Genomic DNA, 26,075 nt, shown 5'->3' with positions numbered 1-26,075 from the left:
CCACGCATGCGAGCGGCCCGCACCGGTGTGATCCGGTGCCGGCCGTCGCACACGGCGAGGACCCTGCCGCTACAGCCTCCGGCCTTGCGCGCTGAGCGTCCCTGCCCCCGTCGTCGTCCCGCCGCTCCCCGTCGTGCCGCCGTCACCGGTGCCCCCGGTGCCGCCCGTGCCGCCTGTGCCCGTCGTGCCTCCGGTGCCGGTCGTACCGCCGTCGCCGGTGGTGCCTCCGGTGCCGGTCGTTCCGCCGTCGCTCGTGGTGCCGCCCGTGCCCGCCGTGCCGCCGCCGGTCGTCGTACCGCCGGTGCCGGGTGTGCCGCCCGTCGTCGTACCGCCCGTGCCCGGGGTGCCACCCGTCGTCTGGCCCTGGGTCTGGCCCTGGTCCTGGCCCGGGGTGGTGGACTGGCCGCCCGTCGTGCCGCCGTTCGACTGGTCGCCCGTGGTGCCGGGCTGCTGGTCCGTCGGCCCGGTGCTCGGGGGCTCCAGCGTCTGGTCCGCGCCCGCCTGGAGTTGCAGGTCGAAGTCCTTCACCGGCTGTCCCTGCAGCGCGTCCTTGGTGAACTGCGCCCAGATCTGCGCGGGCGCGCCGCCGCCGTTGATCCGGGGCAGGCCCATCGCGCCGTAGAGCGACTTGTGCTTGCCGGTGTCCGGGTCCTGGCCCATCACCGCGATCACGGTGGCCAGGTCGGGGGTGTAGCCCGCGAACCAGGCCGCCTGGTCCTCCTCCGCGGTGCCGGTCTTGCCGGCGGCGGGCCGGCCGGCGCCCTGTGCGGCGGTCGCGGTGCCGTTGTCGACCACGCTCTGCAGGACCGATGTGGTGGTGTCCGCCGCCTCCCGGCTGACCGCCTGCTTCGTGGACTGCTGCGGCAGCGCGATGTTCTCCGTGCCGTTGGCGACCTTTTCGACCAGCGTGTACGAGCCGTGCTTGCCGTGGTTGGCGAGCGTCGCGTACGCCTGCGTCATGTCGAGGACGCTCGCGGTGGCCGTGCCGAGCGCGATCGAGGGGTACGGCTGCAGGTCGGGGGTGTTGGCGGGCACGCCCAGGTCGATCGCGGTCTGCTCGACCTTGGACGGGCCGACGTCCACGGCCATCTGCGCGTACACGGCGTTCACGGACTTGTCCGTGGCCTTGCGCACGGTGATCGGGCCGTAGGAGACGTTGTCCTCGTTCTCGGGTGCGTAGGCCCCGCCGGACCAGCCCTGCACGGGCCGCTTGTCGGTGCCGTCGTACACCGTGTTCGGGGTGATGGTGACGCCGTCCTGGGTGCGGGAGCCGTTCTCCACCGCCGAGGTGAACACGAACGGCTTGAACGTGGAGCCGACCTGGTAGTCGCGGCGGGTCGCGTTGTTGACGTACTGCTTGGTGTAGTCGATGCCGCCGTACATCGCGAGGACCTTGCCGGTGGCCGGGTCGATGGCGGCGCCGCCGGCGCGGACGTACCGGTCGACCTTGTTGTTCTTCTTGTCGAGCTTGCTCATCACCTGGTCGTTGACGGCCTTGACGAACGCGTCCTGCTTGGACTTCTCCAGCGTGGTGGTGATGCGGTAGCCGCCGCGGCCCAGGGTGTCCTCGTCGATGATCTTGTTGCTGGTGAGGTAGTCCTTGATCGCCTCGACCAGGTAGCCGCGCTGCCCGGACATGCCGGAGGCGTGGACCTGCTGGCGGGGCGCGGGGAAGGTCACCTTCTGGCGCTCGGCGGCGCTCAGCCAGTTCTTCTTGACCATGCCGTCGAGGACGTAGTTCCAGCGGGCCAGCGCCGCGCCCTTGTTCTCGGGGTGCGCGATCACGTCGTACTCGCTGGGCGCGTTGAGCAGGGCGGCGAGGTAGGCGGACTGGCCGACCGTGAGGTCCTTGGCGTCCACGCCGTAGTAGGCCTGGGCGGCGGCCTGGATGCCGTAGGCGTTGCGGCCGAAGTAGCTCGTGTTGAGGTAGCCCTCGAGGATGCTGTCCTTGCTCTTCTCGCGGTCCAGTTTGATCGCGATGAAGAACTCCTTCACCTTGCGGGTGACGGTCTGCTGCTGCTCCAGGTAGTAGTTCTTCACGTACTGCTGGGTGATCGTCGAGCCGGACTGCTTGCCCTTGCCGGTGGCGGTGTTCCAGGCCGCGCGGACCATCGCCTTGGGGTCGACGGCGGACTCGGTGTAGAAGTCGCGGTCCTCGGCGGCGAGCGCGGCGTGCTGGGCGGCCTTGGAGATCTGCGCGAGCTTGACGTTCTCACGGTTGACGGTGCCGTCGCGGGCCAGCTCGCTGCCGTCCGCGTACAGGTAGACGTTGCTCTGCTTGGTGGCCGCCGCGTTCGCCGCCGGGATCTTGACCGTGTAGTAGCCGAGGGCGAACAGTCCGACCAGGAGCAGCAGGCCCACCACGAGGGTGCCGAGCACCGTCTTCCAGGTGGGGACCAGTCGGCGCCATCCCGTGCGCTTCGGCCGCTTCGGGCCGTCGCCGGGGAGCGCGGCGACAGGTGTCGTCCGCGGTTCTGCGGACGCCACGACCTGGCTGCTCTTCTGCGGCTGTGGCTCGTCGCTCATCGTGGTGCCGGACTCCCGTTTCGCGTCGTACGTTCCCGTACGTCCTCGTACGCCATCTGCATCCCCTGATGAAGACTGTCGCACCTTGCGTTCCAGTTCCCGGCACGAGGGACGTTCCGCGCGGGAAAACGTGTGGTACCCCACTTCGTCCGCGCGCTAGGCTCCTGCGCTTCGCCCGGAACACGTCGAAGGGAGGACTCCCGTGGGGGCAGGGCGGTTGTACGCCGCTGTGGCCGCCGGTGGTTTCCGGAGGTACGCGACCTACCGGACCGCGACAGCGGCGGGGGTGTTCACCAACACAGTCTTCGGATTGATCTTGGCATACACCTATCTGGCCCTGTGGCACGAACGGCCGCACCTGGGGGGTTACGACGAGGGCCAGGCGCTGACGTACGTGTGGACGGGGCAGGCGCTGCTGATGACGGTCTCGGCGATGGGCGGCGGCTTCGAGGACGAGCTGATCGAACGCATCCGCACCGGTGACATCGCCATCGACCTGTACCGGCCCGCCGACCTCCAGCTGTGGTGGCTGTCCGCGGACGCCGGGCGGGCACTGTTCCACCTGCTCGGCCGGGGCGTGGTGCCGCTGGTGGTGGGCGCGCTGCTGTTCCCGCTCGCGCTGCCCACGAGCCCGCTGACCTGGCTGGCCTTCCTGATCGCGGTCGGGTTCGGGGTGGTGGTGAGCTTCGCGATCCGGTTCGTCGTGGCGCTCTGCGCGTTCTGGCTGCTGGACGGGGCGGGGGTGGCCCAGCTGTCCTGGCTGCTGGCGGTCTTCTGCTCGGGCATGCTGCTGCCGCTGAACGTCTTCCCCGGCGCGCTCGGCGAGATCGTCCGCGTGCTGCCCTGGTCGGCGCTGCTCCAGGCCCCCCTGGACGTGCTGCTCGGCACGGCGGACCCCCTGTCGACGTACGCCTTCCAGGGCGCGTGGGCGGTGGTGCTGCTGGCCGCGGGGCGGCTGGTGCAGTCGGCGGCGACCCGGCGGGTGGTGGTCCAAGGTGGCTGAGTCCGGGGTGGCTGAGTCCGGGGTGGCCGACACCGAGTCCAGGGGCACGGAGCCGTACGGCCCGGCGCGCGCGGAGGCCTACGGCCGGGTGCGCGAGGGGCTGCGCGCCTACCGACTGATCACCGCCATGTGGATCCGCTCCACCATGGCCTACCGCGCCTCCTTCGCGATGACCACGTTCGGCAACTTCGCCGGCACCGCGCTGGACTTCGTCGCGATCATGCTGATGTTCTCGCGGATCGACACGCTCGGCGGCTACAGCCTGCCGGAGGTCGCGTTCCTGTACGGCCTGTCCGCGACCGCCTTCGGCCTCGCCGACCTCGCGCTCGGCTCGATGGACCGGCTGGGGCGGCGGGTGCGCGACGGCACGCTGGACACGCTGCTGGTGCGCCCGGTGCCGGTGCTGGCGCAGGTCGCCGCGGACCGCTTCGGGCTGCGCCGCCTCGGCCGGGTCACCCAGGGCGTGCTGGTCCTCGGGTACGCCGTCGCCGCCCTGGACGTCTCCTGGACTCCGCTGAAGGTGCTGATGGTCCCGCTGGCGCTGGCGAGCGGCGCCGGGATCTTCTGCGCGGTGTTCGTGGCCGGCGCGGCGTTCCAGTTCGTCGCGCAGGACGCCTCCGAGGTGCAGAACTCCTTCACGTACGGCGGGCAGACGCTGTTGCAGTACCCGCCCACGGTGTTCGCGAAGGACTTGCTGCGCGGGGTGACGTTCGTGCTGCCGCTCGCCTTCGTCAACTGGCTGCCCGCGCTGTATGTGCTGGGGCGGCCCTATCCGCTCGACCTGCCGTCCTGGGCCGCCTTCGCCCCGCCGCTGGTGGCGGCGGGCTGCTGTGCGCTCTCGGGGCTGGCGTGGCGGGTGGGACTGCGTTCGTACCGGAGCACGGGGAGCTGAGAGGGAATCATGAGCGGCGGTTTCATCGAACTCGACCGCGTCGAGAAGGTCTTCGACGTGCGCAAGAGGACCGGGTTCCTGAAGAGCGAGCGGCGGCAGGTGCGGGCCGTGGACTCGATCTCCTTCACCGTGGCGCGTGGCGAGATGGTTGGCTACATCGGGCCGAACGGCGCCGGGAAGTCCACCACGATCAAGATGCTGACCGGGATCCTGACCCCGAGCGGCGGCCGGCTGCGGGTCGCCGGCATCGACCCCTCACGGGAGCGGACGCGGCTCGCGCAGCGCATCGGGGTGGTGTTCGGGCAGCGCACGACCCTGTGGTGGGACCTGCCGCTGATCGACTCCTACCGCCTGATGCACCGCATGTACCGCATCCCGGACGCCCGTTACCGCGAGAACCTCGACCGCCTGGTCGAACTGCTGGAGCTGGGCGCCCTGTTGGACGTGCCGGTGCGGCAGCTGTCGCTGGGCCAGCGGATGCGCGGCGACATCGCGGCGGCGCTGCTGCACGATCCCGAGGTGCTGTACCTGGACGAGCCGACGATCGGGCTGGACGTGATCTCCAAGGCGAAGGTGCGGGAGTTCCTGCGGGAGGTGAACACCGAGCGCGGTACGACGGTGCTGCTGACCACGCACGACCTTCAGGACATCGAGCAGTTGTGCTCCCGGGTGATGGTCATCGACCACGGCCGCCTGATGTACGACGGCCCGCTCGCCGGACTGCACGAGGTCGGCGACAGCGAACGCACCCTGGTGGTCGACCTGGAGCGGGAGCTCCCGCCGATCCAGGCGCCGCCCGCGCGCGTGGTGCGGGTGGAGGGGCCGCGGCAGTGGCTCGCGTTCCCGGCGTCGCAGTCGGCGGCGCCGCTGGTGGCGCGGGTCGCGGCGGAGTATCCGCTGGTGGACCTGTCGGTGCGGGAGCCGGACATCGAGGCGGTGATCGCGAAGATGTACGCGGAGAAGCACACGGAGGTGCCCGCGGAGAGGCACACGGAGGTGCCCGCGGGGAAGCGCACGGACGTGCCCGCGGGGAAGCGCACGGAGGTGCCCGCGGAGGAGGTCGGTGAGGGTCGCGGCGTGGTCCGGGACGCCGCGAACTCGTAGGCTGACGCCCATGACCGACGCTGTGTCTCACGGGGGAAGCGACGAGCAGCGGCCGGCGCCGCACACCCCGGTCCCGGATCCGGATCTGCGCGCCTCCGACGCCGATCGCGAACGAGTCGCCGAGGTCCTCAGGGACGCCCTCGCGGAGGGCCGTCTCGACATGGAGGAGTTCGAGGAGCGGCTGGAGTCGACGTACAAGGCGCGGACGTACCGCGAACTGGCGCCGATCACCCGGGACCTGCCGGCCGCGGGTGTCACGCCGCCGGCCGTGTCCCTGACCAAGGAGCCCGTGCAGATCGGCCGTTGGGCCGATCGGATCACCGGTGGCGAGGGGTCGTCCACGTGGGCGGTCGCCGTGATGTCCGGGTTCCAGCGCAAGGGCCGCTGGCGGGTGCCCAGGCGGTTCAACTGCTTCGCCTTCTGGGGCGGCGGTGAGATCGACCTCAGGGAGGCGGACTTCGCGGACCGCGAGGTCGAGATCAACTGCGTCGCGATCATGGGCGGGATGAACGTCATCGTGCCGCCCGGCGTCGAGGTGGTCGTGCGCGGCATCGGCATCATGGGCGGCTTCGACCACCGTGAGGAGGGCGTGCCGGGGGAGCCGGGCGCGCCGCGCGTGGTCATCACCGGGTTCGCGTTCTGGGGCGGGGTCGGTGTCGAGCGCAAGCTGACCAAGGCCGAGCGGCAGCGGCTGAAGGAGCAGCGGCGCCAGGAGAAGCTGGAGCGCAAGGCCGGCCGCGGGGAACTGGAGAACTCCCCTCGTGAGGGCCTGGAGGGCCTGCTCGACGCCCACAGGGCGCTCGAGGAGCACCGCGACTTGATACGCGAACGCCGCGAGGAGCGGCGGGAGGAGCACCGCGAGCGCCGTGAGGCGCGGCGCGAGGAACGCGACCGGCGCCGTCACGGCGGCTGGTGAGCGGTTACGCCTGTGCGGGCGCCGGTGGTCGCCGGAGCGCGCGGCACGTGTCGGAATTCGGCGCCTCGTACCGGAGGCGTCTGGGCCCCGATTCCCGGGGCGAGTGGCATGAGGAGCGGCGGGAGGAGCACCGCGAGCGCCGTGAGGCGCGGCGCGAGGAACGCGACCGGCGCCGTCACGGCGGCTGGTGAGCGGTTACGCCTGTGCGGGCGCCGGTGGTCGCCGGAGCGCGCGGCACGTGTCGGAATTCGGCGCCTCGTACCGGAGGCGTCTGGGCCCCGATTCCCGGGGCGAGTGGCATGAGGAGCGGAGCGAGGAGCACCGCGAGCGCCGTGAGGCGCGGCGCGAGGAACGCGACCGGCGCCGTCACGGCGGCTGGTGAGCGGGACCACGGCTCGGTGGGCCGGGTTACAGCTCGGCGGGCGCGGCGCCCTTCAGGGAGGTCAGGTCGAAGACCTCCGCCATCCTCCGGAACCCGTTGTCGCTGGGGTGCAGGTGGTCGCCCGAGTCGTAGTCGGAGCGCAGGCGGTGCGGGTCGTAGGGGTCGCGCAGCGCCCGGTCGAAGTCGACGACCGCGTCGAACACGGTCCCGGAGCGGATCTCCGCGTTGACGGCCTGGCGCACCTGCTCGCGGTCGGTCCGGTAGGCGCGGTGGCCCTTGAACGGCATCAGCGTCGCGCCGACGACCTTCAGGCCGCGTGCGTGGGCCTCGTGGACGAGGGTGCGCAGCCCCGCAGTGATCCGGTCCGGGTCGGCCTGGCCGGGGTTGTGGATGATGTCGTTGACGCCGAGGTCGATGACGACGACCTTGACGTTCGTACGCTCCAGCACGTCGCGGCCGAAGCGGCTCAGACCGCTCGGGTTGTCGGCCGGCCGGCCTCCGCCGCTCACCAGGACCTCGTTGCCGCTGATGCCCTCGTTGACCACGCTGTAGCGGGGCACGTCACCCGATCCGGCCGCCTCGCGCAGCCGCTCGGACAGCACGTCCGTCGGTCGGCGCCCACGGTTGAGGTGATGCCGTCGGTGATCGAGTCGCCGAGCGCGACGACGGTGCCCGTCGCCTCGTTGCTGAGCAGGTCGAGCGCGGTCAGATAGCGCCAGGAGAGGGTGGGGGCGGTGAAGGGGGCGCCGCTGGTGTCCTCGGTGCGGTCGCCCTCGGCCGCGTAGGAGACCTGCTGGGCGTGCCGGTGGTAGGTGACGGGACCGGACGGGGTGGGGGAGTAGGTGGTCACCAGCACGTCCGCGTCGCGCGGGACGAGGATGCGTACGGCGTCGCTGACCACCTCCCCGCCGGGGGCGATGACGACCGAGGGGAGGCCGCCGAAGGTGAGCCGGCGCATGGTGCCGTCGGCCACCCGGGCGGTGTCGTCCGCGGCGGCGAGGGCGATCGAGGCGTGCGTGACGCTCAGCGGCTGTCCGCCGTAGAGATTGGACAGCGTGATGCGGGCACTCGTCCCGCCGACGCCGACGTGTACGACGTTGCGGACGGACCTGCCCGCCATCCCCGTCGCCCGCGTCCCGGGCTCGGCGCCGGACGGCGAGGCCGCCCAGGCGCCCACCCAGATGCCGGTGGAGGCGGGTTCGGCGGCGTTCGGCGGGGTCGGCGGCCGGCGGCCGGAGTGCTGCGGCGGTTGCCGTCACCGGCCGCGACGCCTGTGTATATGGCGGCCGAGACGGCCAGAACAATCGTCAGGACAGCCGCCAGCAGGGCATAACCGTGTTTCCTGGCCATGCGGTGCGTTGTCTCCTAGGGCGAGCGGAGCCCGAGGCTCCGTATTGATCATTCCCATGATGCGTCATGGGGCGGGAGGGAACCGGCGCGGCCCTGGGCCGGCCCCCTGGGGGAAACCCCCGACGTAACCATGGAAAGCCCCCGAATCTTCCCTCTCCGGACAAGACGTCGGGAACTCCTGTTCCGTTCCATGAGTCGGTCGGGAAGGGACAATGTGTACGGGGGACGCGGACGGGTGGAGTGGATGGAACGGACGAAGACGGACGACGAGGTGACGGTGCGGCAGCCGTCCGGCTCGGGCGTCGCCGCCGGCCGGGCGATGACGTCCTTCAGCCCGGCCGACGAGGAGAAGCGCCGGGGCGTACGCCGGATGAAGGGCACGGCGACCGGGCTGCTGCTGCTCGTCGCGGTCGTGTACGCGCTGGCCAGATGGGCGCAGAACGCGGGCGCGGGGCCCTGGGCGGGTTATGTGGCGGCGGCCGCCGAGGCGGGCATGGTCGGCGCGCTCGCCGACTGGTTCGCGGTCACGGCCCTCTTCCGTCACCCGCTCGGCCTGCCGATCCCGCACACGGCGATCATCCCGAACAAGAAGGACCAGCTCGGCGTCTCCCTCGGTGAGTTCGTCGGGGAGAACTTCCTGTCCGAGGAGGTCGTACGGCAGCGGCTGCGCGCCGTCGGCATAGCGAGCCGTCTGGGTGCCTGGCTCGCCGATCCGGAGCACGCCGACCGGGTGACGGCGGAGCTGGCCACGGCCCTGCGCGGTGCCCTGACCGTGCTGCGCGACTCCGACGTCCAGGCGGTGGTCGGCGAGGCCATCACCCGCCGCGCCGACGCCCAGGAGATCGCGCCCGGGCTCGGCAAGCTGCTGGAGCGCGTCGTCGCGGACGGCGGCCACAGACGGATCGTGGACCTGATCTGCGCCCGCGCCCACGACTGGCTCGTCCTGCACGACGACCAGGTGATGGCCGCGGTCCAGGGCGGCGCCCCCGGCTGGACGCCCCGCTTCGTGGACAAGAAGGTCGGCGAGCGGGTCTACAAGGAGCTGCTCCGTTTCGTCACCGAGATGCGGGACGCGCCCACGCACCCGGCGCGCGGCGCCCTCGACCGGTTCCTCGCCGACTTCGCCTCCGACCTCCAGTCCGACACCGACACCCGGGCACGCGTGGAGCGGCTCAAGGGCGAGGTGCTGGGCCGCGGCGAGGTGCAGGACCTGATCGCCTCCGCCTGGACGGCCGTACGGTCCATGATCGTCTCGGCGGCGGAGGACGAGCGCAGCGAACTGCGGCTCCGGGTACGGGCCTCGCTGCTGTCCCTGGGGGCCCGCATGGCCACCGAGCCCAGGACGCAGGGCAAGGTGAACTCCTGGGTGGAGGGCGCCGCGGTGCACGTAGTGACCACCTACCGCAGGGAGATCACCTCCCTGATCACCGACACGGTCGCGAGCTGGGACGCCGGCCACACCACCCGCAAGATCGAGGCGCACATCGGCCGCGACCTGCAGTTCATCCGGATCAACGGCACGGTGGTGGGCTCGCTCGCCGGGCTGCTGATCTACACGGTGTCGAGGGCGCTGGGGGCGTAACCGGCGCCGGCGCGGGAACCCGGGGCGCATGCGGCGTCACCCCCGGCGCCCGTGAGGAGGGAGCCATGTCGATCACCGCGCCACGCCCTGGCACGGTCACCACCGCCATACCCGCCCGTCTCGACCGTCTGCCCTGGTCACGCTGGCACTGGACGATCGTGATCGGCCTCGGCACGGTGTGGATCCTCGACGGCCTGGAGGTCACGGTCGTCGGCAACATCGCCAGCCGTCTTTCCGAGCCCGGCAGCGGCCTCGCGATCAGCTCGAGCCAGGTCACCGGTCTGGCGGCCGCCCTGTATGTGGCGGGCGCCTGCTCAGGAGCGCTGTTCTGGGGCCGACTGACCGACCGCTTCGGCCGCAAGAAACTCTTCATGATCACTCTCGCGGTCTATCTCGGCGCCACGGCCCTGACCGCGGTGTCCTTCAACTCCTGGTGGTTCTTCCTCTTCCGCTTCCTGACCGGCTTCGGGATCGGCGGTGAGTACGCGGCCATCAACTCCGCGATCGACGAACTGATCCCGGCGCAGTTCCGCGGCCGGGTCGATCTGATCATCAACGGCAGCTTCTGGGTGGGAGCGGTCGGCGGCGCGCTGCTGTCGATCATCGCCCTGAACACCGCCATCCTGCCCAAGGACGTGGGCTGGCGGCTGACCTTCGCCCTCGGCGTCGTCCTGGGCCTGGTCATCCTGCTGGTACGGCGGCACGTCCCCGAGAGTCCGCGCTGGCTGCTGATCCACGGCCGGGAACAGGAAGCGGAACAGGTGGTCTCCGGCATCGAACAGCGGATCGAGGAGGAGCGGGGGGAGCGGCTTCCGGAGCCCGAGGGCACGATCACCATCCACCAGCGCGAGAGCATCGGCTTCGGCATCATCGCCCGCACGGTCTTCCACGACTACCGCAGGCGCTCCGTGCTGGGCTTCTCCCTCTTCATCGGCCAGGCGTTCCTCTACAACGCGATCACGTTCGGCTTCGGCGCGATCCTGACCAAGTTCTTCGACGTGCCCGCCGACCACACCGGTTACTACTTCGCCGTCATCGCGATCGGCAACTTCATGGGCCCACTGCTGCTCGGCAAGCTGTTCGACACGGTCGGCCGCCGGGTGATGATCTCCTCGACGTACCTGATCTCCGGCGTGCTGCTGTTCGGTACGGCGTGGCTGTTCGGCCAGGGCTCGCTGAGCGCGGGCACGCTGACGGCCTGCTGGTGCGCCGTGCTGTTCTTCGCCTCGGCGGGCGCCTCCAGCGCCTACCTGACGGTCTCCGAGGTGTTCCCGATGGAGACCAGGGCCATGTCCATCGCCTTCTTCTACGCGATCGGCACCGCGGCCGGAGGTATCAGCGGCCCGATCCTGTTCGCGGACCTCACCGGCACCGGCAAGGTCGCCGACACGGTCCTCGCCTTCCAGATCGGCGCGGCCGTGATGTGCGCGGCGGGCCTGGTCGCGGCCCTGCTCGCGGTACGGGCGGAACGGCGCTCGCTGGAGGACATCGCCCGGCCGCTGACCGCGGCGACGACGACGCGAGGGGCGCAGGCGACGCCGTAGGGGCGGCCCCGGTGGCCGCGCGGCGGTGGGGATCTGAGTATCCGTACTCTCCCGACCCCGCCGCTCCGCGGCCACCCTCGTACGCATGACCGAGAAGCTGTTCCGCCCCATGCGAACGCGCCCCTGGCCCGAGCGCTGGCTGATCCGCCTGCTCGGCGCCGCGCTCGCGGCCGGGGCGTACCTCCTGTGCCTGCCGTGGGACCTGCGCAACCGCGCCACGGCCGCCGGGGCCACCGAGGAGACGACCCCCGTGACGGTCGTCGGCGTCCTGTTCCTCGCGCTGACCCTGCTGCTGCTCGCGGCCTACTTCGGCCACTGGGACGACCTCGGCTGGCCCCTGCTGCTGGTGGCGGCACCCCCCGCCACACTGATGCACGTCTCCCTTCGCGCCCACCCGGGCCCGGACGCCTCCCTGTGGCCCCTGGCCTGGGGTTTCTTCACGCTGCTGATCGCGGCCGGAGTGCTGGTCGCGGCGGGGGTGGCGCGGGCGTTCCGGGGGGAGTGGGCGAAGGAGAAGGAGGAGCTGACGCTCACGAATCCCTTGTGAGGTCGGGGGCTCGGCCAGGGCGGGCCCGTCGGCCTCTGCTAGCCGCGCCGGTCGGCCACGGCCCAGGACGCCAGCGCGACGGCCCCGGCGACCCCGAACACCGACGGCCACGCCCCCACCTTCTTGGCCAGCGGGTGCGACCCGGCGAACGCGGCGACGTACGCGGCGGTCAGCGCCCCGGCCGCCACACCCCCGGCCTGCCGCCGCCACTGCTGCGCGGCCGCGGCACCGGCGACCGCCAGTACGGCCCCGCCCAGCTGCCGCTTCCTGGTCCAGCGGGCGACCCCGTACCCGCCGACGAGCCCGCTCGCGGCGACCAGAGCTGTGGGAACCTTCGCCATCGCTGCCTGCCTCCTGATGGTGCGTGTGTGTGATCGATTGAGGCTAACCCTGCGCGCGGACGCGGCACGGCGCGGGGTGCGCGCCCGGCGCGCCGCAACCGTCCTCCCGCACGCACCGTCACCCCCGACTCCGCGCCCCCGGCCTCACCTGCGCAAACATCGCCCTCCCAGCAACTTGAGTCAGAGCTTGTCAACTTTCTGCCTCCGCGCTATATAAGAAGTCGTAAAGGGCATCGCACAGCAGTGCCTCAGGAAGGGAGTGACCTGTGATGCTCATGCGCACCGACCCGTTCCGCGAGCTCGACCGGCTCACGCAGCAGGTTTTCGGCAGCACCGCACGCCCGGCGGCGATGCAGATGGACGCCTACCGTTCCGGTGACGAGCTCGTCGTCCACTTCGACCTCCCCGGCGTCGACCCCGAGTCGATCGACCTGGACGTCGAACGCCACGTTCTCAACGTCCGCGCCGAGCGCCGCTCCCCGGCCCCCGAAGGCGCCGACATGGTGGTGACCGAGCGTCCCACCGGAACCTTCACCCGCCAGCTGTTCCTGGGCGACACCCTGGACACGGAGCGCATCGACGCCTCGTACGACGCCGGCGTCCTCACCCTCCGCATCCCCGTCGCCGAGGAGGCCAAGCCGCGCCGCATCCAGATCACGGGCGGCGACAAGCGCAAGCAGCTCAGCAGCTGACATCCGCCGGCAAGAAAGCGCCCGTCCCGTGTCCGAAAAGACCCACGGGACGGGCGACGACAACCGGGTACCCGGGAGGGGACCGGGTGGGGAAGCGAAACGGAGGAGTACCCGCACGATGAGTACGACCACGACGAGAGCGGCGGCGGCGACCGGAGCGGCGACGATGGGCGCGATCGATACGGCAATCATGGTTGACGCGCCGAGCGCGGTGGAGGCGACGGCCCGGCCCGACTGGTCCCGGCTGGTCGACGCGGTGCAGGAATCCGGCCAGTACACGACCGCCAAGGAGGCCGAGCGCATCACCCGTATCGTGCTCTCCGCCCTCGGCGGACATGTGATCGGCGACGAGCGCGTGGAACTGGCCCGCCGCCTCCCCGAGGAAGCGGCGCGCCTGATCGCGTCGCAGATCCCGGTGACACGGCCGCTGACGGCGCCCGAGTTCGTGGACGCGGTGGCGACCCGTATCGATGGCGCCACACCGGCGACGGCACGCTGGGACGTCAGCGCGGTCCTCAGCACACTGCCCGCCCTGGTGGGCGACGACCTGACGACTCGTCTGCTCCGCCAACTCCCCTCTGGTTACGCGCTGTTGTTCGGAAAGGCGGAGCTGGCTCCGGCGGTGTGACACCGGGCACCCACGCATATGTGATCGCCCTCATGGCCGCGGAGCGAGAACCGGCGCCCCCGAGCGGCGCGGCTCCTCGCTCCGCGGCGGGAACCACTTCCATGAAGGTCGGCGAGTGGCGCACGTCACGCCGATCCGGCCCGCCCGCATGTCACATCCGCACCGGGTCGTCCCGTCCTTGCTGCGTAACCGTCGACACAGCAAGGCAGGGGAGACCACCATGGACGCCCGTCTCAACCTCTTCGGCAACCAGATCGCGGCCAAGTTCCTGCGCCACATCAACTCCGCGGGCAAGGTCGTGTCGGACTCGGCCCTCCCGGCCGCGACCCAGGAACTGGTGAAGATCCGCGCCAGCCAGATCAACGGCTGCGGCTTCTGCACCGACATGCACACCAAGGACGCCGCCCACGCCGGGGAGACCTCCGTCCGCCTCAACCTGATCGCCGCCTGGCGCGAGGCCACGGTCTTCACCGACGCGGAGCGCGCCGCCCTGGAGTTGACCGAGCAGGGCACCCGCATCGCGGACGCGGCGGGTGGCGTCACCGACGAGGCGTGGGCGAACGCCGCCAAGTACTACGACGAGGACCAACTCGCGGCCCTGGTGTCGCTGATCGCCCTGATCAACGCCTACAACCGTCTGAACGTCATCGTCCAGCAGCCGGCGGGGGACTATCAGCCGGGCATGTTCGGCTGACACCTGGACGCGCGGCCCGCAGGGGCGGGTGCCACTCGTACGCGACGAGCGGCACCCGCCCCTCCATGCGGGCGGCGATGTGCGCGAAGGTGGCGTCCGGCAGCCGCGTTCACCGGGAGCCCTGGGATCTCGGGGCTCCCGTGTGAGCGGCTGTGCGTGGCGTCAGCGTGCGAACTTTTCGATGGCCGCTGGGGTGACGGGGGTGAAGAAGTTGACGAGGTTGCCGTCGGGGTCGCGGAACAGCAGCGACCGGTTGCCCCAGGGCATCGTGGTGGGCTCGTTGACGAAGTCGGTGACGAAGCCGGTCAGGTTCTGGTGGACGCGGTCCACGTCGTCGACGAGGAACTCGGTGATCACGCTGTGGTTGTCCGCCGGGCGGGCGGAGCCCGGGGCGAACAGCGGGACGGTGCGGGTGCCGGCGATCGCGAGGGTGGCGCCCGCGGTCTTGAGTTCGGCGAAGTCCTCGGTGGCCCGTATCGCCTGCACCCCTGTGGCTCGCTCGTAGAACTCGACGAGGCGTGCGACGTCGCTGGTGATGATGCGGATCGAGACGAAGTCCATGGGGATCTCCTTGGCTGTGCCGGAAGCGTGCACGTCGGAGGCTAGGAGAAATAGTGGACAGAATCGGTCCTGTATTCGCGTTAGGCTGCGAACATGTCTCGACCCACCGGCCGCGTGCTGACACTCCTGGAGCTGCTGCAGTCGGGCGGCACCCGGACGGTGGCCGAACTCGCCGACCGTCTCGGCGTCGAAGGGCGCACCGTGCGGCGGTATGTGGACCAGCTGATCGACCTGGACGTGCCCGTGGAGTCGGTGCGCGGCCGCTACGGCGGGTACCGGCTGGCTCCCGGGTACCGCTTGCCTCCGCTCATGCTCAGCGACGACGAGGCGCTGGCCGTGCCGCTCGGCCTGGTCGCCGGCCGCCGGGCAGGGTTGACGACGACGGAGCGCACGGCGAACGAGACGGCGTCGGCGAAGATCCGGCGGGTGCTGCCCAAGCACATCGCCCGCCGGCTCGACACACTCCTGGAAGCTCTCGCCTTCACGGATCAGCCCGGCGAGTTCGACACCCCGGACGCTGAGGTCCTGCTCACCATCGCCGATGCGGTGCGCCACCGTCGGCCGGTTTCCATCCGCTACACCGACCGTGACGGACGGCGCAGCGAACGCACACTGCACGCGTACGGGATCGTCGCCCATGCGGGCCGGTGGTACGTCACGGGCAAGGACGCCCAGATCGGCGAGGACCGAACCTTCCGGCTCGATCGCATCGCAGACGCACGGACCCTGCCCGGCTCCTTCGAAGCGCCCGTGGGTCCCGGGCCGGCACAGCGCGTGTTGTCAGGATTCGCCACGGCCGAGTACCGGCATGAGGTGACCTTGCGGATCCACGGGACGGTCGAGCAGATCCGCGCGCACCTCCCCGTCGCCGTCGCGACCTTGGAGGAGCACGAACCCGCGGCCGGCCAGGACCCGGCGGCCGAGCACTGGCTGCGCGTCGAGCTACGGGCGCAGCGGCTCGACTGGTTGCCTCCGCTACTCGCCTCACTGGACCGGCCGTTCGTCATCGAGCGCCCCGCTGAACTGCGCGGTCTCGTCACCGCGCTCGCCGATCGCCTCACGTCCTACGCCCGCCAAGCCTGACAGTGAGGAACCGATGTCATGAGACGGCACATCTGGCCCTGACGCGGGCGGGGCATGCCCAGGTCGACGCGCTCGTAGAGCGCCCCCGCCGTGGTTGACGGCCTCCCGCTCGGAAACCGGGGAACCAGGACCCCATGAAGCCGCAACCACGTTTCACACTGTCCGCGACCACCCTCGACGCACCGGACGCCCACGACCTCGCGCGGTTCTACCAGGACCTGCTCGGCTGGCCGGTGCGTAAGGAAGAGCCGGGCTGGGTCGAGATCGCGCCACCCGACGGCACCGCCGGCCTGTCGTTCCAGACAGAGTCGTCCTACCGGCGCCCGCGGTGGCCGTCCACCCCGGCCGAACAGCAGATGATGATGCACCTGGACATCGAGGTGACCGACCTTCCGACAGCCGTCGAGCACGCCCGCGCGCTGGGCGCCACGGTGGCGGACTTCCAGCCCCAGGACGACGTACGCGTCCTGTACGACCCGGCGGGGCACCCCTTCTGCCTCTGGGTACGGAGGTAGCTTCCGGGGCCGGGCGGGTCCGGCCGGCCCGGCCGATCCGTCACGCGGCGCCGGCCTTGGCCTTGGCCTGGACGGCGGCGACGTAGCGGACCGTGAACACCATCGGGATCACGAACCCGGCGACCTGGATGAGGGTGGCCGTGGTGGAGTGGGCGTTCCCGGCGTGCGCGACGACGGCGAGCACGATGGCGGTCACGGCGAAGGCGGCGGTCCACACGGCGGTGATGACGACGTTGGTCCGGATGAAGGGCTTCAGCCCCCACAGTTCGCGGGGCGTGGTGCGCTTGGCGATGCCCAGAGTGAAGGGCTTGCCGATGGCGAGCGAGACCCCGGCGATGACCGCCAGCGTGCCGGACGACACGGCCGCCGAGTAGTCGTGCACAGCCGAGTGCGGGTCGGCGAAGGCGATCACGGCCAGGACCGCGAAGAAGGCCGCCGAGCCCGTCTCGATGATCAGGGCGTCGAATCCGGCACCGGCCCGGCGCTGCTGGACGATCACCGCCACCGCGACCGCCAGGGCGGCCAGCGCGGCCCACTGCCACTGGCCGGACGGGAGCACGGCGAAGATGATCCACGGGAGGAAGGTGCGCAGATAGGACATGGTGGCTCCCCGTTTCGAGATTCTCGATGTTCCACTGACATTCCGTTTCTGACATGTCGAAGCTAGATGTTCCTGTAGTCACATGTCAACAGTGGAAGGTAAGGTGGGGGCATGAGCCTTCGACACGCCTTGCTGGGGCTTCTGTCCGAGCGGCCCGCCAGCGGCTACGACCTGCTGAAGCTGTTCGACACCTCGCTGGCCACCGTCTGGCCGGCGACGCAGAGCCAGATCTACACCGAGCTGACCAAGCTGGCGGACGCCGGACTGATCACCGTCGCCGCCGAGGGACCGCGAGGCCGCAAGGAGTACGCCCTCACCGAGCAGGGGATGGCCGAGCTGCGGCACTGGCTGACCGAGACCGCACCACAACGGAACACCCGCAGCGACATCCTGCTGCGGGTGTTCTTCCTCGGCGTGCTGACTCCCGGCCAGGCGCGGGCCTATCTCACGGAGCTGGTGGAGATGTCCGCCCAGGGGGAGGAGAGCCTCCGCCACCTGGCCGAATCCATCGACTGGGACGACGACAACCTCTCGACCTACGGCCGGATCGTTCTCGAATACGGGCTGCGGTTCAACGCCATGCGCCGCGACTGGGCCGAGTGGGCGGCCGGACAGATCACCTAGAGCCCTGTTCCGCAGCCCCCGACCGGCTCACGCCTCAGCGGTCGGGGACTGCGTCGTACGACACCTACGGACCGCCCCGCGCGGTGCCGAAGTGACGCCGGGCCTCCCACCTGCGAGCGGGAGGACGGATCAACGGCACTTCCGATGGCGGCAGACGGGGCTGGCCGTCGGGGCGTTCCGGGGGGTGGTCGCCTTCTTGCCGGTGCTGCCGCCCCGCTTGGCAGGGGGCTTGGCGAGGGAGGGTGAGGGGGAGGGAGCGCCGAGCTCGTCGGCGCCCTGACCGAGCGGCGCCGGCGCGGGGAAGGAGGCGTCGGGCAGGCCGGCGAGTGCGTCGCGCATGTACTGGGTCCAGATCTCGGTGGGGATGTCGCCGCCGAACACCTTCTGCAGGCCGCCGACGCCGATCAGTGACTGCAACTGCGGGTGCTTCGGGTCCTCCTTGAACAGGACGACGGAGGTGGCGAGTTGCGGGGTGTAGCCGATGAACCAGGCCGACCGGTAGTCGTCGGTGGTTCCGGTCTTGCCGGCAGCGGTCCTGCCGAGCGCCTGGGCCTTGGTGCCGGTGCCCCGGGCGATGACGCCCCGGAGCACGTCGGTCACGTTGCCGGCGACCGCCGCCGGCAGGGCCCGTACGGGGGTGGGCGCGGTGAAGCCGGTCAGCGGCGAGCCGTTGTGGGTCACCCGGGTCACCGAGTACGGCGTGGCCCGCATCCCGTCGGCGGCGAAGGTCGCGTAGACACCCGCCATCCGGATGGCGCTCGGTGTCGAGGTGCCGATGTAGAAGCCGGCGCTGGGGGCGGCGAGGCTACTCGAGCGCAGCCCGAGGGCTTCCGCCGTGCTCGCCACGTTCCCGTAGCCGACGTCCTCCCCGAGCTGCACGTACGGCGTGTTGACGGACTGCTCCATCGCCTTGCGCAGATCGATGTAACCCCAGCGCTGGTCGGTGTCGTTGTGCTGGTGGAGCAGCCCAGTGGGGTCCTTGTCGTCGGTGACGTAGTTGCCCTGCTGGTCCTTGATCTGGATGCCGTCGTCGCCGTCGAACTTGCTGGCCGGGGTGATCGGCTGGGGGGACTTGCCGGGTTGCAGGACGGCTCCGTACTGGAGCGCGGCGGCGAGGACGACCGGTTTGAAGGTCGAGCCCACCGGGACGCCGGAGGTGTCGGCGTTGTCGGCGTAGTGGGCCCGGTCGTAGCCGGGGCCGCCGTAGACGGCGAGGATCCTGCCGGTCGCGGGATCCACCGAGGCGGCTCCGACCTGCACGTCCCGGTCGACCGACCGGTGTGCGGGGTCGAGGCGGTCCTTGCGTACCTTCGCCACGGCCCGGGACAGTTCCGCCGTCTTCTTCCTGTCGAACGTGGTGTGGATCTGGTAACCGCCCCGGCTCAGGCTGCTTTCGGTGATGTTCGGGTCGTGCGCCTGGATGTACGACCTGGCCAGCTGAGCCAGGTAGCCGACCTGGCCCGTGAGGCCCGAACCGGGAGCCCACTTCCTGGGCGCCGGGAAACCTGCGGCCGAGTACCGGGCCCGCTGCTGCGGAGTCAGCTTGCCGACCGTCACCATCCGGTCGAGCACCCAGGACCAGCGGGCCTCGGCCTGCGCCCTGGCCGCGGGATCGGAGTCGGCGTACTGGAAGAGGCTCGGCTCGTTGACCGCCGCCGCGAGGAACGCTCCCTGGCTCGCGTCGAGCTTCTCGACCGGGAGGCCGTAGTACATGCGGGCGGCGGCCTGGATGCCGTTGGCCTGACGGCCGAAGAAGCAGGTGTTCAGATACCCCTGGAGGATCTGCTGCTTGCTCATCGTCGCGCCGATCTTGGAAGAGATCAGCAGTTCCTTGACCTTGCGGGAGAGCGTCTGCGACTGATCGAGATAGGTGTTCTTCACGAACTGCTGCGTGATCGTCGATCCGGACTGCACGGACCCGCCCTCGGCCATGTGGACGACGGCGCGGAGGATGCCCTGCGGGTCGATGCCCGGGTCGGTGTAGAAGGACGCGTTCTCCGCGGCGATGAAGTCCCACTGCACGTCCGCGGGGACTTGAGTGAGGGTGACGTTCTGCCGGTTGACGCTGCCGTCGGTCGCCAGGACGGTGCCGTCGGACCAGTAGTAGACGTTGTTCTGAAGCAGCGTCGACGGGTTGGGGTCGGGGATGGTGACCGTGGCGTAGGCGTAACCGACGGCCGCCACCGTGGCGCCGAAGCAGAACAGGAACAGCCCCAGCAGCTGGCGCACCGACGGCAGCCAGCGGCGCGGACCCGTCCTGCCCCCGCGCGGGTAGTCGATCCACCGTTTCCGCTGCGGCGTCGCTCTCCGGGCGCGCCGTGACATGCCCGGCCCGGGGACCTGGCCGCCCGGGCCGGGTGCCTGGTGCCGTACGGCGGCCCGGCGGCCCGTGGTGCGGTCACCCGCGGCACGGCTGCCGGCAAAGGTGCTCTGCGGCGGTCGGCGCCGGTGTCCACTCATGTGCTCGGGTCACTGTCCTCTCAGTACCACTGGGTCGTCTCGTGCGGCATGGGCTGCCGGAAGCCGTCGTGGGGTGCGGGCGGTGGCGGGCCGTCGTACGCTGCCGGTCGCGCGAAGGGGTCGTACGGTACCGGGTGCGGAGAGGCGTCGTACGGCGCCGGCGGGGGAGAGGCGTCGTACGGGGCCGGCTGCGGAAGGGGGCCGTACGGTGACGGTGGCGGAGGGCCGTCGTACGGTGCCGGCGGCGCGAAGCCGGGCGCCTGCGGGGTGACGTCGCTCGGGGCCGCGCCCACCGGGGCCGGGGCCTGGAGGCTGCCGTACCGCTCCATGCGCTGCCAGCGCAGCCGCGAGCCCGACACGGCGGTGAACACCGACTGGATCACCACCAGGTACATCAGCTGCCGGTAGACGAACTGCTGAAGCGGCAGGCTCCACAGCGGGCCCGGCCGCTCCCCGTCCAGGCGGAACGCGTACAGGCCCATGACGAGTTGCAGCAGCAGGAAGGCGAGCCACAGCCCGACGACCCGCACCGGGTCGAGGAAGACCAGCCCGTACACGGCGAAGACGTCCACGACGGGGGCGAGCAGGGGCAGCAGCACCTGGAAGAGCAGCAGATAGACCAGGCCCCGGCGGCCCAGCTTCCCGGCGGCACCGCGCTGCACCAGCGCGCCGCGGTGCTTCCACATCGCCTGCAGGGTGCCGTAGCACCAGCGGTACCGCTGCCGCCACAGGGCGTTCAGTGACGCGGGCGCCTCGGTCCACGCCTTCGCGCCCTCCTCGTAGACCACGCGCCAGCCGGCGCGGCACAGCGCCATGGTGAGGTCGGTGTCCTCGGCGAGGGTGACGTCGCTGACGCCGCCGAGGTCCAGCAGCGCCCGGCGGCGGAACGCGCCCACCGCGCCCGGAACGGTCGGCATGCACTCGGCGAGGTCGAACAGGCGCCGGTCCAGGTTGAATCCGACCACGTACTCGATGTGCTGCCAACGGCCCAGCAGACCGCCCCGGTTGACGACCTTGGCGTTGCCCGAGACGGCACCCACGCGGGGGTCGGCGAAGGGCTGCACGAGCGTGCGGACGGTGTCGGGCTCGAAGACCGTGTCGCCGTCGACCATGACCACCAGGTCGCAGGTGGCGGCGGCGAGTCCGGTGTTGAGGGCGGCGGGCTTGCCCGCGTTCGGCTGCCGGATCACCCGCACCCCCGGCAGGCGCAGCGACTCCACCAGGTCGGCGGTGCCGTCGGTCGAACCGTCGTCCACCACGATGATCTCCACTGGATGGTCGGAGGCGAGCAACGAGCGCACGGCCGCCTCGATGCCCGCGCTCTCGTTGTAGGCGGGGACGATGACGCTGACGGGCTCGGTCACCGGCGGCCCCCAGGACCGGCCCCGGCGCACGGCCCGCAGCCGCCGGTGCCGTCGGGCGGCGATCAGCACGACCACCGCGCGCAGCACGCTGATCGCTCCCGCCGCGTACATCAGCACGCCCAGCAGCCACACGATCCAGTCGCCGCCCCGCAGCATCCAGATGAGGGCCAGCCCCTGCAGGTGGTCGCGGAGCCCGGCGGGCCGCACGGGTGCGGTCATGCCGACGGCGTCGCCGACCGTCGCGAACCGGATCTGCCCCGAGTGGCCGCGGGGCGTCGCGTTCGCCACGATGCGGTCCACACCGGGCCGCTGCCAGTCCTCGGCGTCCCGGGTGGTGAGCACCGTGACATAGCCTGCCGCGTCGGCCTCCTTGAGAACGGACCAGTCGGCGTCGCTCAGTGCGTCGTTCTCCGAGGAGTACGGCGGCCTCAGCAGCGCGGTGGTGACCCCTGCGGCGCCGGCCACCGCCAGTTGTGTCTCCCGCAGCTCCAGGGAGCGCTGCCACGGGGCGAGGCGGGCCAGGTCGGGGTGGGTGAAGGTGTGGATGCCGACCTGGTTGCCGTCGGCGATGATCCGGCGGACCAGCTCCGGGTGGTCGACGACCTGGGTTCCGACGACGAAGAAGGTCGCGTGCACGTGGTTGCGGCGCAGCACGTCCAGGATCCGTGGCGTCCAGACGGGATCCGGGCCGTCGTCGAAGGTCAGGGCGATGGTGCGGGCCTTCGCCTGGGCGGTGTGCGGGGAGGTGGCGGCGTTCGCGATCACCGGGCCGCCGTGGACCACCTGGCCGGGCACCGTGTCGTTGCGGCCGCGGGCGCCGGTCACGTCGTCCGACGCGATGCCGAACATGTGGTGGGTGTAGCCCTGCAGCAGCAGGGCCGCCGACAGGGTCACCGCGAGCACGCTCAGCAGCAGCCAGTGGGTGCGGGGCGTGATCTGGCGGGGGCTGCGGTGGTGGCTGTGGCGGCGCGGGGGAGCGGCGTCGCGGCGACGGCGGTTGGTCACGTCAGAGGGCCTTGGTCACTTCACGGGCTTGTGGGACGAGCCGATCGCGCGGCCCCTGGGGGTGGGGGCGGCGGCATGGGTGGCGGCCGGAGCCGGGGACGCGCCGGCGGTGGGCGCGGACGTGGCCGCAGGGGCGGTGGACGCTGTCGGCCGGGCGGTGGGGCGGGAGGCCTGCCGCGCCCTAGTGGGGCTCGCGCTCCCTGCGGACCGGCCGGCTTCGGGGGAGGAGTCGGGCGCGGCCACGCTGGGCTTGGCCGGGTGGTGCGCGGGGTCCGGCTGGGGTACGAAGGGGGCGTCGAGGGTGGGGCCGCCCAGCGCAGCGCTGATCAGCAGGGCGACGTAGCCGCCGGCGGGGATCAGCAGCAGCCGGGCGGCGCGCAGCACGCGACGCTGGCGTCGCCCCGAGGAGTCGACGAAGACGGGTCGCACCGACTCGCTGTCGGCTGCGTCCGGGGCCGGTACATGGCCGGGTGCGTCGGGATCCGGGAGCGGCACGGTGAGGACGTCGCCATGGGGGGCGTCCCACGCCGCGGGAGCGGGGGCCGGTCCGGTCGCGTAAGGCAGGTGGCCGGTCGCGTGAGGCTGCGTGCCGGCAGCGTAGGACGCCATCCCGGTGGCGTAGGGATCCGGTCCCGTCGCACGGGGGTCACCGCCCGGGTGCGTCCACTGTTCGAGTTGTGCTGAGTCCCAGGGCATCGTGGCCGTGTCCGTGACGGCGCTGCCGCCGTGGTCGTACCCGTGGGCATACGGGTACCCGACACCGCCGTACGGGTCCTCGCCGTACGTTCTGCCGCTTTCGTCCGTCCACTGCACGAGTTGTGCCCCCTGTCCCGACCGGCCTGCCGACTCGGCCGACCGCAATGAGAGAGCCGACTCGGCCGGAAGTGTTACACCTCGTCCCTGCGGTGCGGGACGAGTCGGACGAACAGTGAGGAACCGGGCCAGTGGCCTGTCGAGCTCCGGCGTGCGGCAGGATGGCCACCGTGCGCGAGGCGAGGAGAGACCCGGCGGCCCGGGACCGGCAGAGGCATGACGCCGCCCTCACCGATGCCGTGCACGCCGCCCAGAACGGGGACGAGGACGGGTTCCGCCGCGTCTACCGGATGGTGCACCCGATGCTGCTGCGCTATGTGCGGACGCTGGTCGGCGCGGCCGACGCGGAGGACGTGATGTCCGAGGCGTGGCTGCACATCGCCCGTGACCTCGGCACGTTCCACGGGGACGGTGACGGGTTCCGCGGCTGGGCCGCCAAGGTCGCCCGCAACCGGGCGCTCGACCATCTGCGGCGCTCCGGCCGACGCCCTTTGATCGGCGGTGACGAGAGCGACCTGCTGGACCTGCCGTCGGCGTCCGACACCGCGGACGAGGCGCTCGAATCGGTGTCCACGGACCGCGCCCTGGCACTCATCGCGAGTCTCCCCCGCGACCAGGCGGAGGCGGTCCTGCTGCGCGTCGTGCTGGGGTTGGACGCCAAGCAGGCCGGACGGGTGCTGGGCAAGCGTCCCGGCACCGTACGCGTATGCGCCTACCGGGGCTTGAGGAAACTGGCCGACATGCTGCACCCCGGTCAGCCGCCACGACCGGCCGTGGGCCGACCGGCGATACTGGAGGACACCGCGTGAGGAAAGGACAGCGGAGCCGGCTGGACGACCGCACGGCCGAGCGGTTGCTGCAGCGTGTACCGGGTGCCGGCGGTGAGGAGTTCGGCAGTCTGTCGGCGGTGCTGCGGGCGGCGGCCGCCACCCCCGAGGACGTTTCGCCCGCGGACGGCGAGGACGCTGCGGTAGCCGCCTTCCGGGCCGCGTCGGCCGGGGCGCTCCCGGACGCGTCGGCGGGCGCGCCCCGATACCGCCGCCGCAGGACGCCGGGATGGGCCAAGGCCGGGATCGGCGCGGTGACGGTCGCGCTGACGTTCGGCGGGGTGGCGGTGGCCGTCCAGACCAACGCCCTCCACCTGCCCCTCCCGGGAGGCTCCGGACGGACTCCGGGCGGAGCCCAGGTCTCCGCCTCCTCCCAGCCACGGCCCTCGACGACGTCCGCACCCGGCGAACTCCCCGACGCCGGCGCCACCGGCGCGGCGCCCAGAAGCGGGAAGCCCGGAGCGCGCTCCTCCGCCGACGCGGCGGGCCCGTCCGCCGCAGCCCAGTCGCTGCGCAGCCTGTGCACCGCCTACCGGGCGGCCCGGCAGACACACGGCCATCCACCGGCCGCACCGCGGCGCCTTGTCGAGGCGGCGGGAAGCGAAGCCGCTGTCGCGGAGTACTGCTCCCATCCGCCGGCGTCGGGCGGCGGCCGCGACGGCGGGGGCGACAGCGGGGCGGACAGCGGCGCCGCCGGGAAGGCGCCGTCTGCTTCTGCCGGTTCTTCCGGCAAGAAGGGGCAGTGACACCGGCCTGGCGCGCGACGGCGTGTAAGTGCACGGGTCCGGGGGAGGCGTGTCCGTCGGGCGGGACGGTCCCCGTGCGGTGACCCACCTGCCGCACCGGCGCGACCGAGAGGAACGGCATCCATGACCGAATGGCAGCTGACCCAGACGTTCACCAGCACATCCGGTGACATCCGCTGGGACCGCCTGGGGCACTCCGACCGGCAACCGGTCGTCCTTCTCCACGGGACCCCGTTCTCCTCGTACGTATGGCGTGCCATAGCCCGTTCGCTCGCGCGCGACCACCAGGTGTTCGTCTGGGACATGCCGGGATACGGGCTGTCGGAGAAGTCCACGGGCCAGGACGTGTCCTTGGCCGCCCAGGGCCGGGTCTTCACCGAACTCCTGAACCACTGGGGGCTGGAGGAACCGCTCGTGGTCGCCCACGACTTCGGCGGCGCGGTCGCCTTGCGAGCACACTTGCTGCACGGCGCCCGCTACCGGGCCCTCGCCCTGGTCGATCCGGTGGCGCTGGCCCCGTGGGGCTCCCCCTTCTTCCGGCTCGTCCAAGAGCACGCCGAAGTCTTCGAGCAACTACCGCCCGCACTGCACGAGGCCCTCGTCCGCGAGTACGTCAGCTCCGCCAGCAGCCCGGGCCTGCACCCCGCGGTTCTCGACCGGCTCGTCCATCCCTGGCTCGGAGACCCGGGCCAGGCGGCCTTCTACCGGCAGATCGCCCAGGCCGACCAGCGCTGGACCGACGAAATCCAGGACCGGTACGCGCAGATCAGCATCCCCACGCTGATCTGCTGGGGCGAGAACGACACCTGGATTCCCCCGGCGAAGGGACGAGAGCTGGCGTCTCTGATCCCGGACGCGCAATGGGAGCCGATCGCCGACGCAGGCCACCTGGTCCAGGAGGACGCGTCCGCAGAACTCACGGCGGCGCTCATCGCGTTCCTGCGACGGCCGCACTGAGCGGCAGAGCGGCCGGGTCCGCCTTCGCGTCTCCCCGGCGCCGTTCCGTGACGACCTGAGCGCTCTCGCTGACGAAGGTCGCCGTCAGTTCTGTTCGCACGCGGCACCGGCCCTGGCCTGGACGGCGGCGACGTAGCGGACCGTGAGGACCATCGGGATCACGAACCCGGCGAGCTGGATGAGGGTGGCCGTGGTGGAGTGGGCGTTCCCGGGGTGCGCGACGACGGCGAGCACGATGGCCGTCGGGGCGAAGGCGGCGGTCCACACGGCGGTGATGACGATGTTGGTGCGGACGAAGGGCTTCGGCTCCCACAGCTC

Annotated in this window: 26 protein-coding genes; 16 read left to right on the top strand and 10 right to left on the bottom strand. The window is 71.5% G+C overall.

The annotated features are described in order from the left end of the window. Positions 1 to 69 precede the first annotated feature (69 nt). Positions 70 to 2,526, bottom strand: a complete 2,457-nt coding sequence (locus N8I84_RS15935; protein ID WP_263230159.1) for a transglycosylase domain-containing protein — start codon at positions 2,524 to 2,526, stop codon at positions 70 to 72. A gap of 202 nt (positions 2,527 to 2,728) precedes the next feature. Here N8I84_RS15935 and N8I84_RS15930 point away from each other — a divergent pair, with 202 nt between their 5' ends. The 4 genes from N8I84_RS15930 to N8I84_RS15915 are packed head-to-tail and all read left to right on the top strand — an operon-like array spanning position 2,729 to position 6,441. Beyond that, complete coding sequence (locus N8I84_RS15930; protein ID WP_263230158.1) at positions 2,729 to 3,529, top strand: ABC transporter permease; 801 nt, start codon at positions 2,729 to 2,731, stop codon at positions 3,527 to 3,529. 22 nt (positions 3,530 to 3,551) lie between these two features. Next, entirely contained in the window at positions 3,552 to 4,421 is an 870-nt protein-coding gene (locus N8I84_RS15925; protein WP_390899032.1) for an ABC transporter permease, read from the top strand. Positions 4,422 to 4,430: 9 nt separating this feature from the next. Then, entirely contained in the window at positions 4,431 to 5,525 is a 1,095-nt protein-coding gene (locus N8I84_RS15920; protein WP_263230157.1) for an ABC transporter ATP-binding protein, read from the top strand. A 10-nt stretch (positions 5,526 to 5,535) separates the two neighbouring features. After that, positions 5,536 to 6,441, top strand: coding sequence for a DUF1707 SHOCT-like domain-containing protein (locus N8I84_RS15915; RefSeq protein WP_263230156.1), 906 nt, complete (start codon positions 5,536 to 5,538; stop codon positions 6,439 to 6,441). 408 nt (positions 6,442 to 6,849) lie between these two features. Here N8I84_RS15915 and N8I84_RS42725 read toward each other — a convergent pair whose 3' ends face one another. Next, positions 6,850 to 7,425 carry a GDSL-type esterase/lipase family protein gene (locus tag N8I84_RS42725; protein ID WP_390898901.1) on the bottom strand — a complete coding sequence of 192 codons (576 nt, stop codon included), beginning with the start codon at positions 7,423 to 7,425 and terminating at the stop codon, positions 6,850 to 6,852. Continuing rightward, positions 7,329 to 7,943 (bottom strand): hypothetical protein, encoded by a 615-nt coding sequence (locus N8I84_RS42720; protein WP_313884260.1) that lies wholly within the window; start codon positions 7,941 to 7,943, stop codon positions 7,329 to 7,331. The genes N8I84_RS42725 and N8I84_RS42720 overlap by 97 nt, the downstream gene beginning before the upstream one ends. A gap of 474 nt (positions 7,944 to 8,417) precedes the next feature. Here N8I84_RS42720 and N8I84_RS15905 point away from each other — a divergent pair, with 474 nt between their 5' ends. The 3 genes from N8I84_RS15905 (at position 8,418) to N8I84_RS15895 (ending at position 11,846) form a co-directional block, all read left to right on the top strand. Beyond that, positions 8,418 to 9,755: a DUF445 domain-containing protein gene (locus tag N8I84_RS15905; protein WP_263230155.1), complete on the top strand. Its 1,338-nt coding sequence runs from the start codon at positions 8,418 to 8,420 to the stop codon at positions 9,753 to 9,755. A gap of 65 nt (positions 9,756 to 9,820) precedes the next feature. Then, entirely contained in the window at positions 9,821 to 11,299 is a 1,479-nt protein-coding gene (locus N8I84_RS15900; protein WP_263230154.1) for an MFS transporter, read from the top strand. An 85-nt stretch (positions 11,300 to 11,384) separates the two neighbouring features. Next, positions 11,385 to 11,846 (top strand): hypothetical protein, encoded by a 462-nt coding sequence (locus N8I84_RS15895; RefSeq protein ID WP_263230153.1) that lies wholly within the window; start codon positions 11,385 to 11,387, stop codon positions 11,844 to 11,846. A gap of 38 nt (positions 11,847 to 11,884) precedes the next feature. Here N8I84_RS15895 and N8I84_RS15890 read toward each other — a convergent pair whose 3' ends face one another. Further along, complete coding sequence (locus N8I84_RS15890; protein WP_103844300.1) at positions 11,885 to 12,187, bottom strand: hypothetical protein; 303 nt, start codon at positions 12,185 to 12,187, stop codon at positions 11,885 to 11,887. Between the two features lie 269 nt (positions 12,188 to 12,456). On the opposite strand from N8I84_RS15890, the gene N8I84_RS15885 reads away from it, so the two are divergent. From N8I84_RS15885 to N8I84_RS15875, 3 genes are all read left to right on the top strand, one after another. After that, entirely contained in the window at positions 12,457 to 12,879 is a 423-nt protein-coding gene (locus tag N8I84_RS15885; protein WP_263230152.1) for an Hsp20/alpha crystallin family protein, read from the top strand. A gap of 190 nt (positions 12,880 to 13,069) precedes the next feature. Then, positions 13,070 to 13,507 carry a DUF2267 domain-containing protein gene (locus tag N8I84_RS15880; RefSeq protein ID WP_258053797.1) on the top strand — a complete coding sequence of 146 codons (438 nt, stop codon included), beginning with the start codon at positions 13,070 to 13,072 and terminating at the stop codon, positions 13,505 to 13,507. Between the two features lie 220 nt (positions 13,508 to 13,727). Then, positions 13,728 to 14,201: a carboxymuconolactone decarboxylase family protein gene (locus tag N8I84_RS15875; RefSeq protein ID WP_263230151.1), complete on the top strand. Its 474-nt coding sequence runs from the start codon at positions 13,728 to 13,730 to the stop codon at positions 14,199 to 14,201. Between the two features lie 162 nt (positions 14,202 to 14,363). Here the strand turns inward: N8I84_RS15875 and N8I84_RS15870 are convergent, their stop codons facing one another. Continuing rightward, a complete protein-coding gene (locus N8I84_RS15870; protein ID WP_263230150.1) occupies positions 14,364 to 14,762 on the bottom strand; it encodes a VOC family protein in 399 nt (132 codons plus the stop codon). Between the two features lie 93 nt (positions 14,763 to 14,855). Between N8I84_RS15870 and N8I84_RS15865 the strand changes: the two genes are divergently transcribed. Beyond that, the gene (locus N8I84_RS15865) at positions 14,856 to 15,845 is read left to right on the top strand and encodes a helix-turn-helix transcriptional regulator (protein WP_263230149.1); all 990 of its coding nucleotides are present in this window, start codon (positions 14,856 to 14,858) and stop codon (positions 15,843 to 15,845) included. Positions 15,846 to 15,979: 134 nt separating this feature from the next. Then, positions 15,980 to 16,360 carry a VOC family protein gene (locus tag N8I84_RS15860; RefSeq protein ID WP_263230148.1) on the top strand — a complete coding sequence of 127 codons (381 nt, stop codon included), beginning with the start codon at positions 15,980 to 15,982 and terminating at the stop codon, positions 16,358 to 16,360. A gap of 40 nt (positions 16,361 to 16,400) precedes the next feature. On the opposite strand, the gene N8I84_RS15855 is transcribed toward N8I84_RS15860, so the two are convergent. Then, positions 16,401 to 16,961, bottom strand: a complete 561-nt coding sequence (locus tag N8I84_RS15855) for a hypothetical protein (RefSeq protein ID WP_263230147.1) — start codon at positions 16,959 to 16,961, stop codon at positions 16,401 to 16,403. Between the two features lie 111 nt (positions 16,962 to 17,072). On the opposite strand from N8I84_RS15855, the gene N8I84_RS15850 reads away from it, so the two are divergent. Then, the gene (locus N8I84_RS15850) at positions 17,073 to 17,585 is read left to right on the top strand and encodes a PadR family transcriptional regulator (protein WP_263230146.1); all 513 of its coding nucleotides are present in this window, start codon (positions 17,073 to 17,075) and stop codon (positions 17,583 to 17,585) included. 129 nt (positions 17,586 to 17,714) lie between these two features. Here N8I84_RS15850 and N8I84_RS15845 read toward each other — a convergent pair whose 3' ends face one another. Genes N8I84_RS15845 through N8I84_RS15835 form a run of 3 tightly spaced genes read right to left on the bottom strand, consistent with a single transcriptional unit; the run spans position 17,715 to position 23,227 of the window. Continuing rightward, positions 17,715 to 20,045, bottom strand: a complete 2,331-nt coding sequence (locus tag N8I84_RS15845) for a transglycosylase domain-containing protein (protein WP_263230145.1) — start codon at positions 20,043 to 20,045, stop codon at positions 17,715 to 17,717. Between the two features lie 20 nt (positions 20,046 to 20,065). Next, positions 20,066 to 22,414, bottom strand: a complete 2,349-nt coding sequence (locus tag N8I84_RS15840) for a glycosyltransferase (protein ID WP_263230144.1) — start codon at positions 22,412 to 22,414, stop codon at positions 20,066 to 20,068. Between the two features lie 15 nt (positions 22,415 to 22,429). Next, complete coding sequence (locus tag N8I84_RS15835) at positions 22,430 to 23,227, bottom strand: hypothetical protein (protein WP_263230143.1); 798 nt, start codon at positions 23,225 to 23,227, stop codon at positions 22,430 to 22,432. 161 nt (positions 23,228 to 23,388) lie between these two features. On the opposite strand from N8I84_RS15835, the gene N8I84_RS15830 reads away from it, so the two are divergent. The 3 genes from N8I84_RS15830 to N8I84_RS15820 all read left to right on the top strand — a co-directional run bounded on the left by N8I84_RS15830 (position 23,389) and on the right by N8I84_RS15820 (position 25,757). After that, positions 23,389 to 24,036, top strand: a complete 648-nt coding sequence (locus N8I84_RS15830) for an RNA polymerase sigma factor (protein WP_390898900.1) — start codon at positions 23,389 to 23,391, stop codon at positions 24,034 to 24,036. Then, positions 24,033 to 24,800 (top strand): hypothetical protein, encoded by a 768-nt coding sequence (locus N8I84_RS15825; protein ID WP_263230141.1) that lies wholly within the window; start codon positions 24,033 to 24,035, stop codon positions 24,798 to 24,800. The genes N8I84_RS15830 and N8I84_RS15825 overlap by 4 nt, the downstream gene beginning before the upstream one ends. Positions 24,801 to 24,923: 123 nt before the next feature. Continuing rightward, entirely contained in the window at positions 24,924 to 25,757 is an 834-nt protein-coding gene (locus N8I84_RS15820; protein ID WP_263230140.1) for an alpha/beta fold hydrolase, read from the top strand. 84 nt (positions 25,758 to 25,841) lie between these two features. Here the strand turns inward: N8I84_RS15820 and N8I84_RS15815 are convergent, their stop codons facing one another. Continuing rightward, a complete protein-coding gene (locus N8I84_RS15815) occupies positions 25,842 to 26,024 on the bottom strand; it encodes a hypothetical protein (RefSeq protein WP_263230139.1) in 183 nt (60 codons plus the stop codon). Positions 26,025 to 26,075: the final 51 nt, after the last annotated feature.

It is taken from the genome of Streptomyces cynarae (assembly GCF_025642135.1).
Taxonomy (GTDB): domain Bacteria; phylum Actinomycetota; class Actinomycetes; order Streptomycetales; family Streptomycetaceae; genus Streptomyces; species Streptomyces cynarae.
The sequence above is the reverse complement of the archived record's forward strand: the minus strand, read 5'-3'. Positions and strand labels throughout refer to the sequence as shown.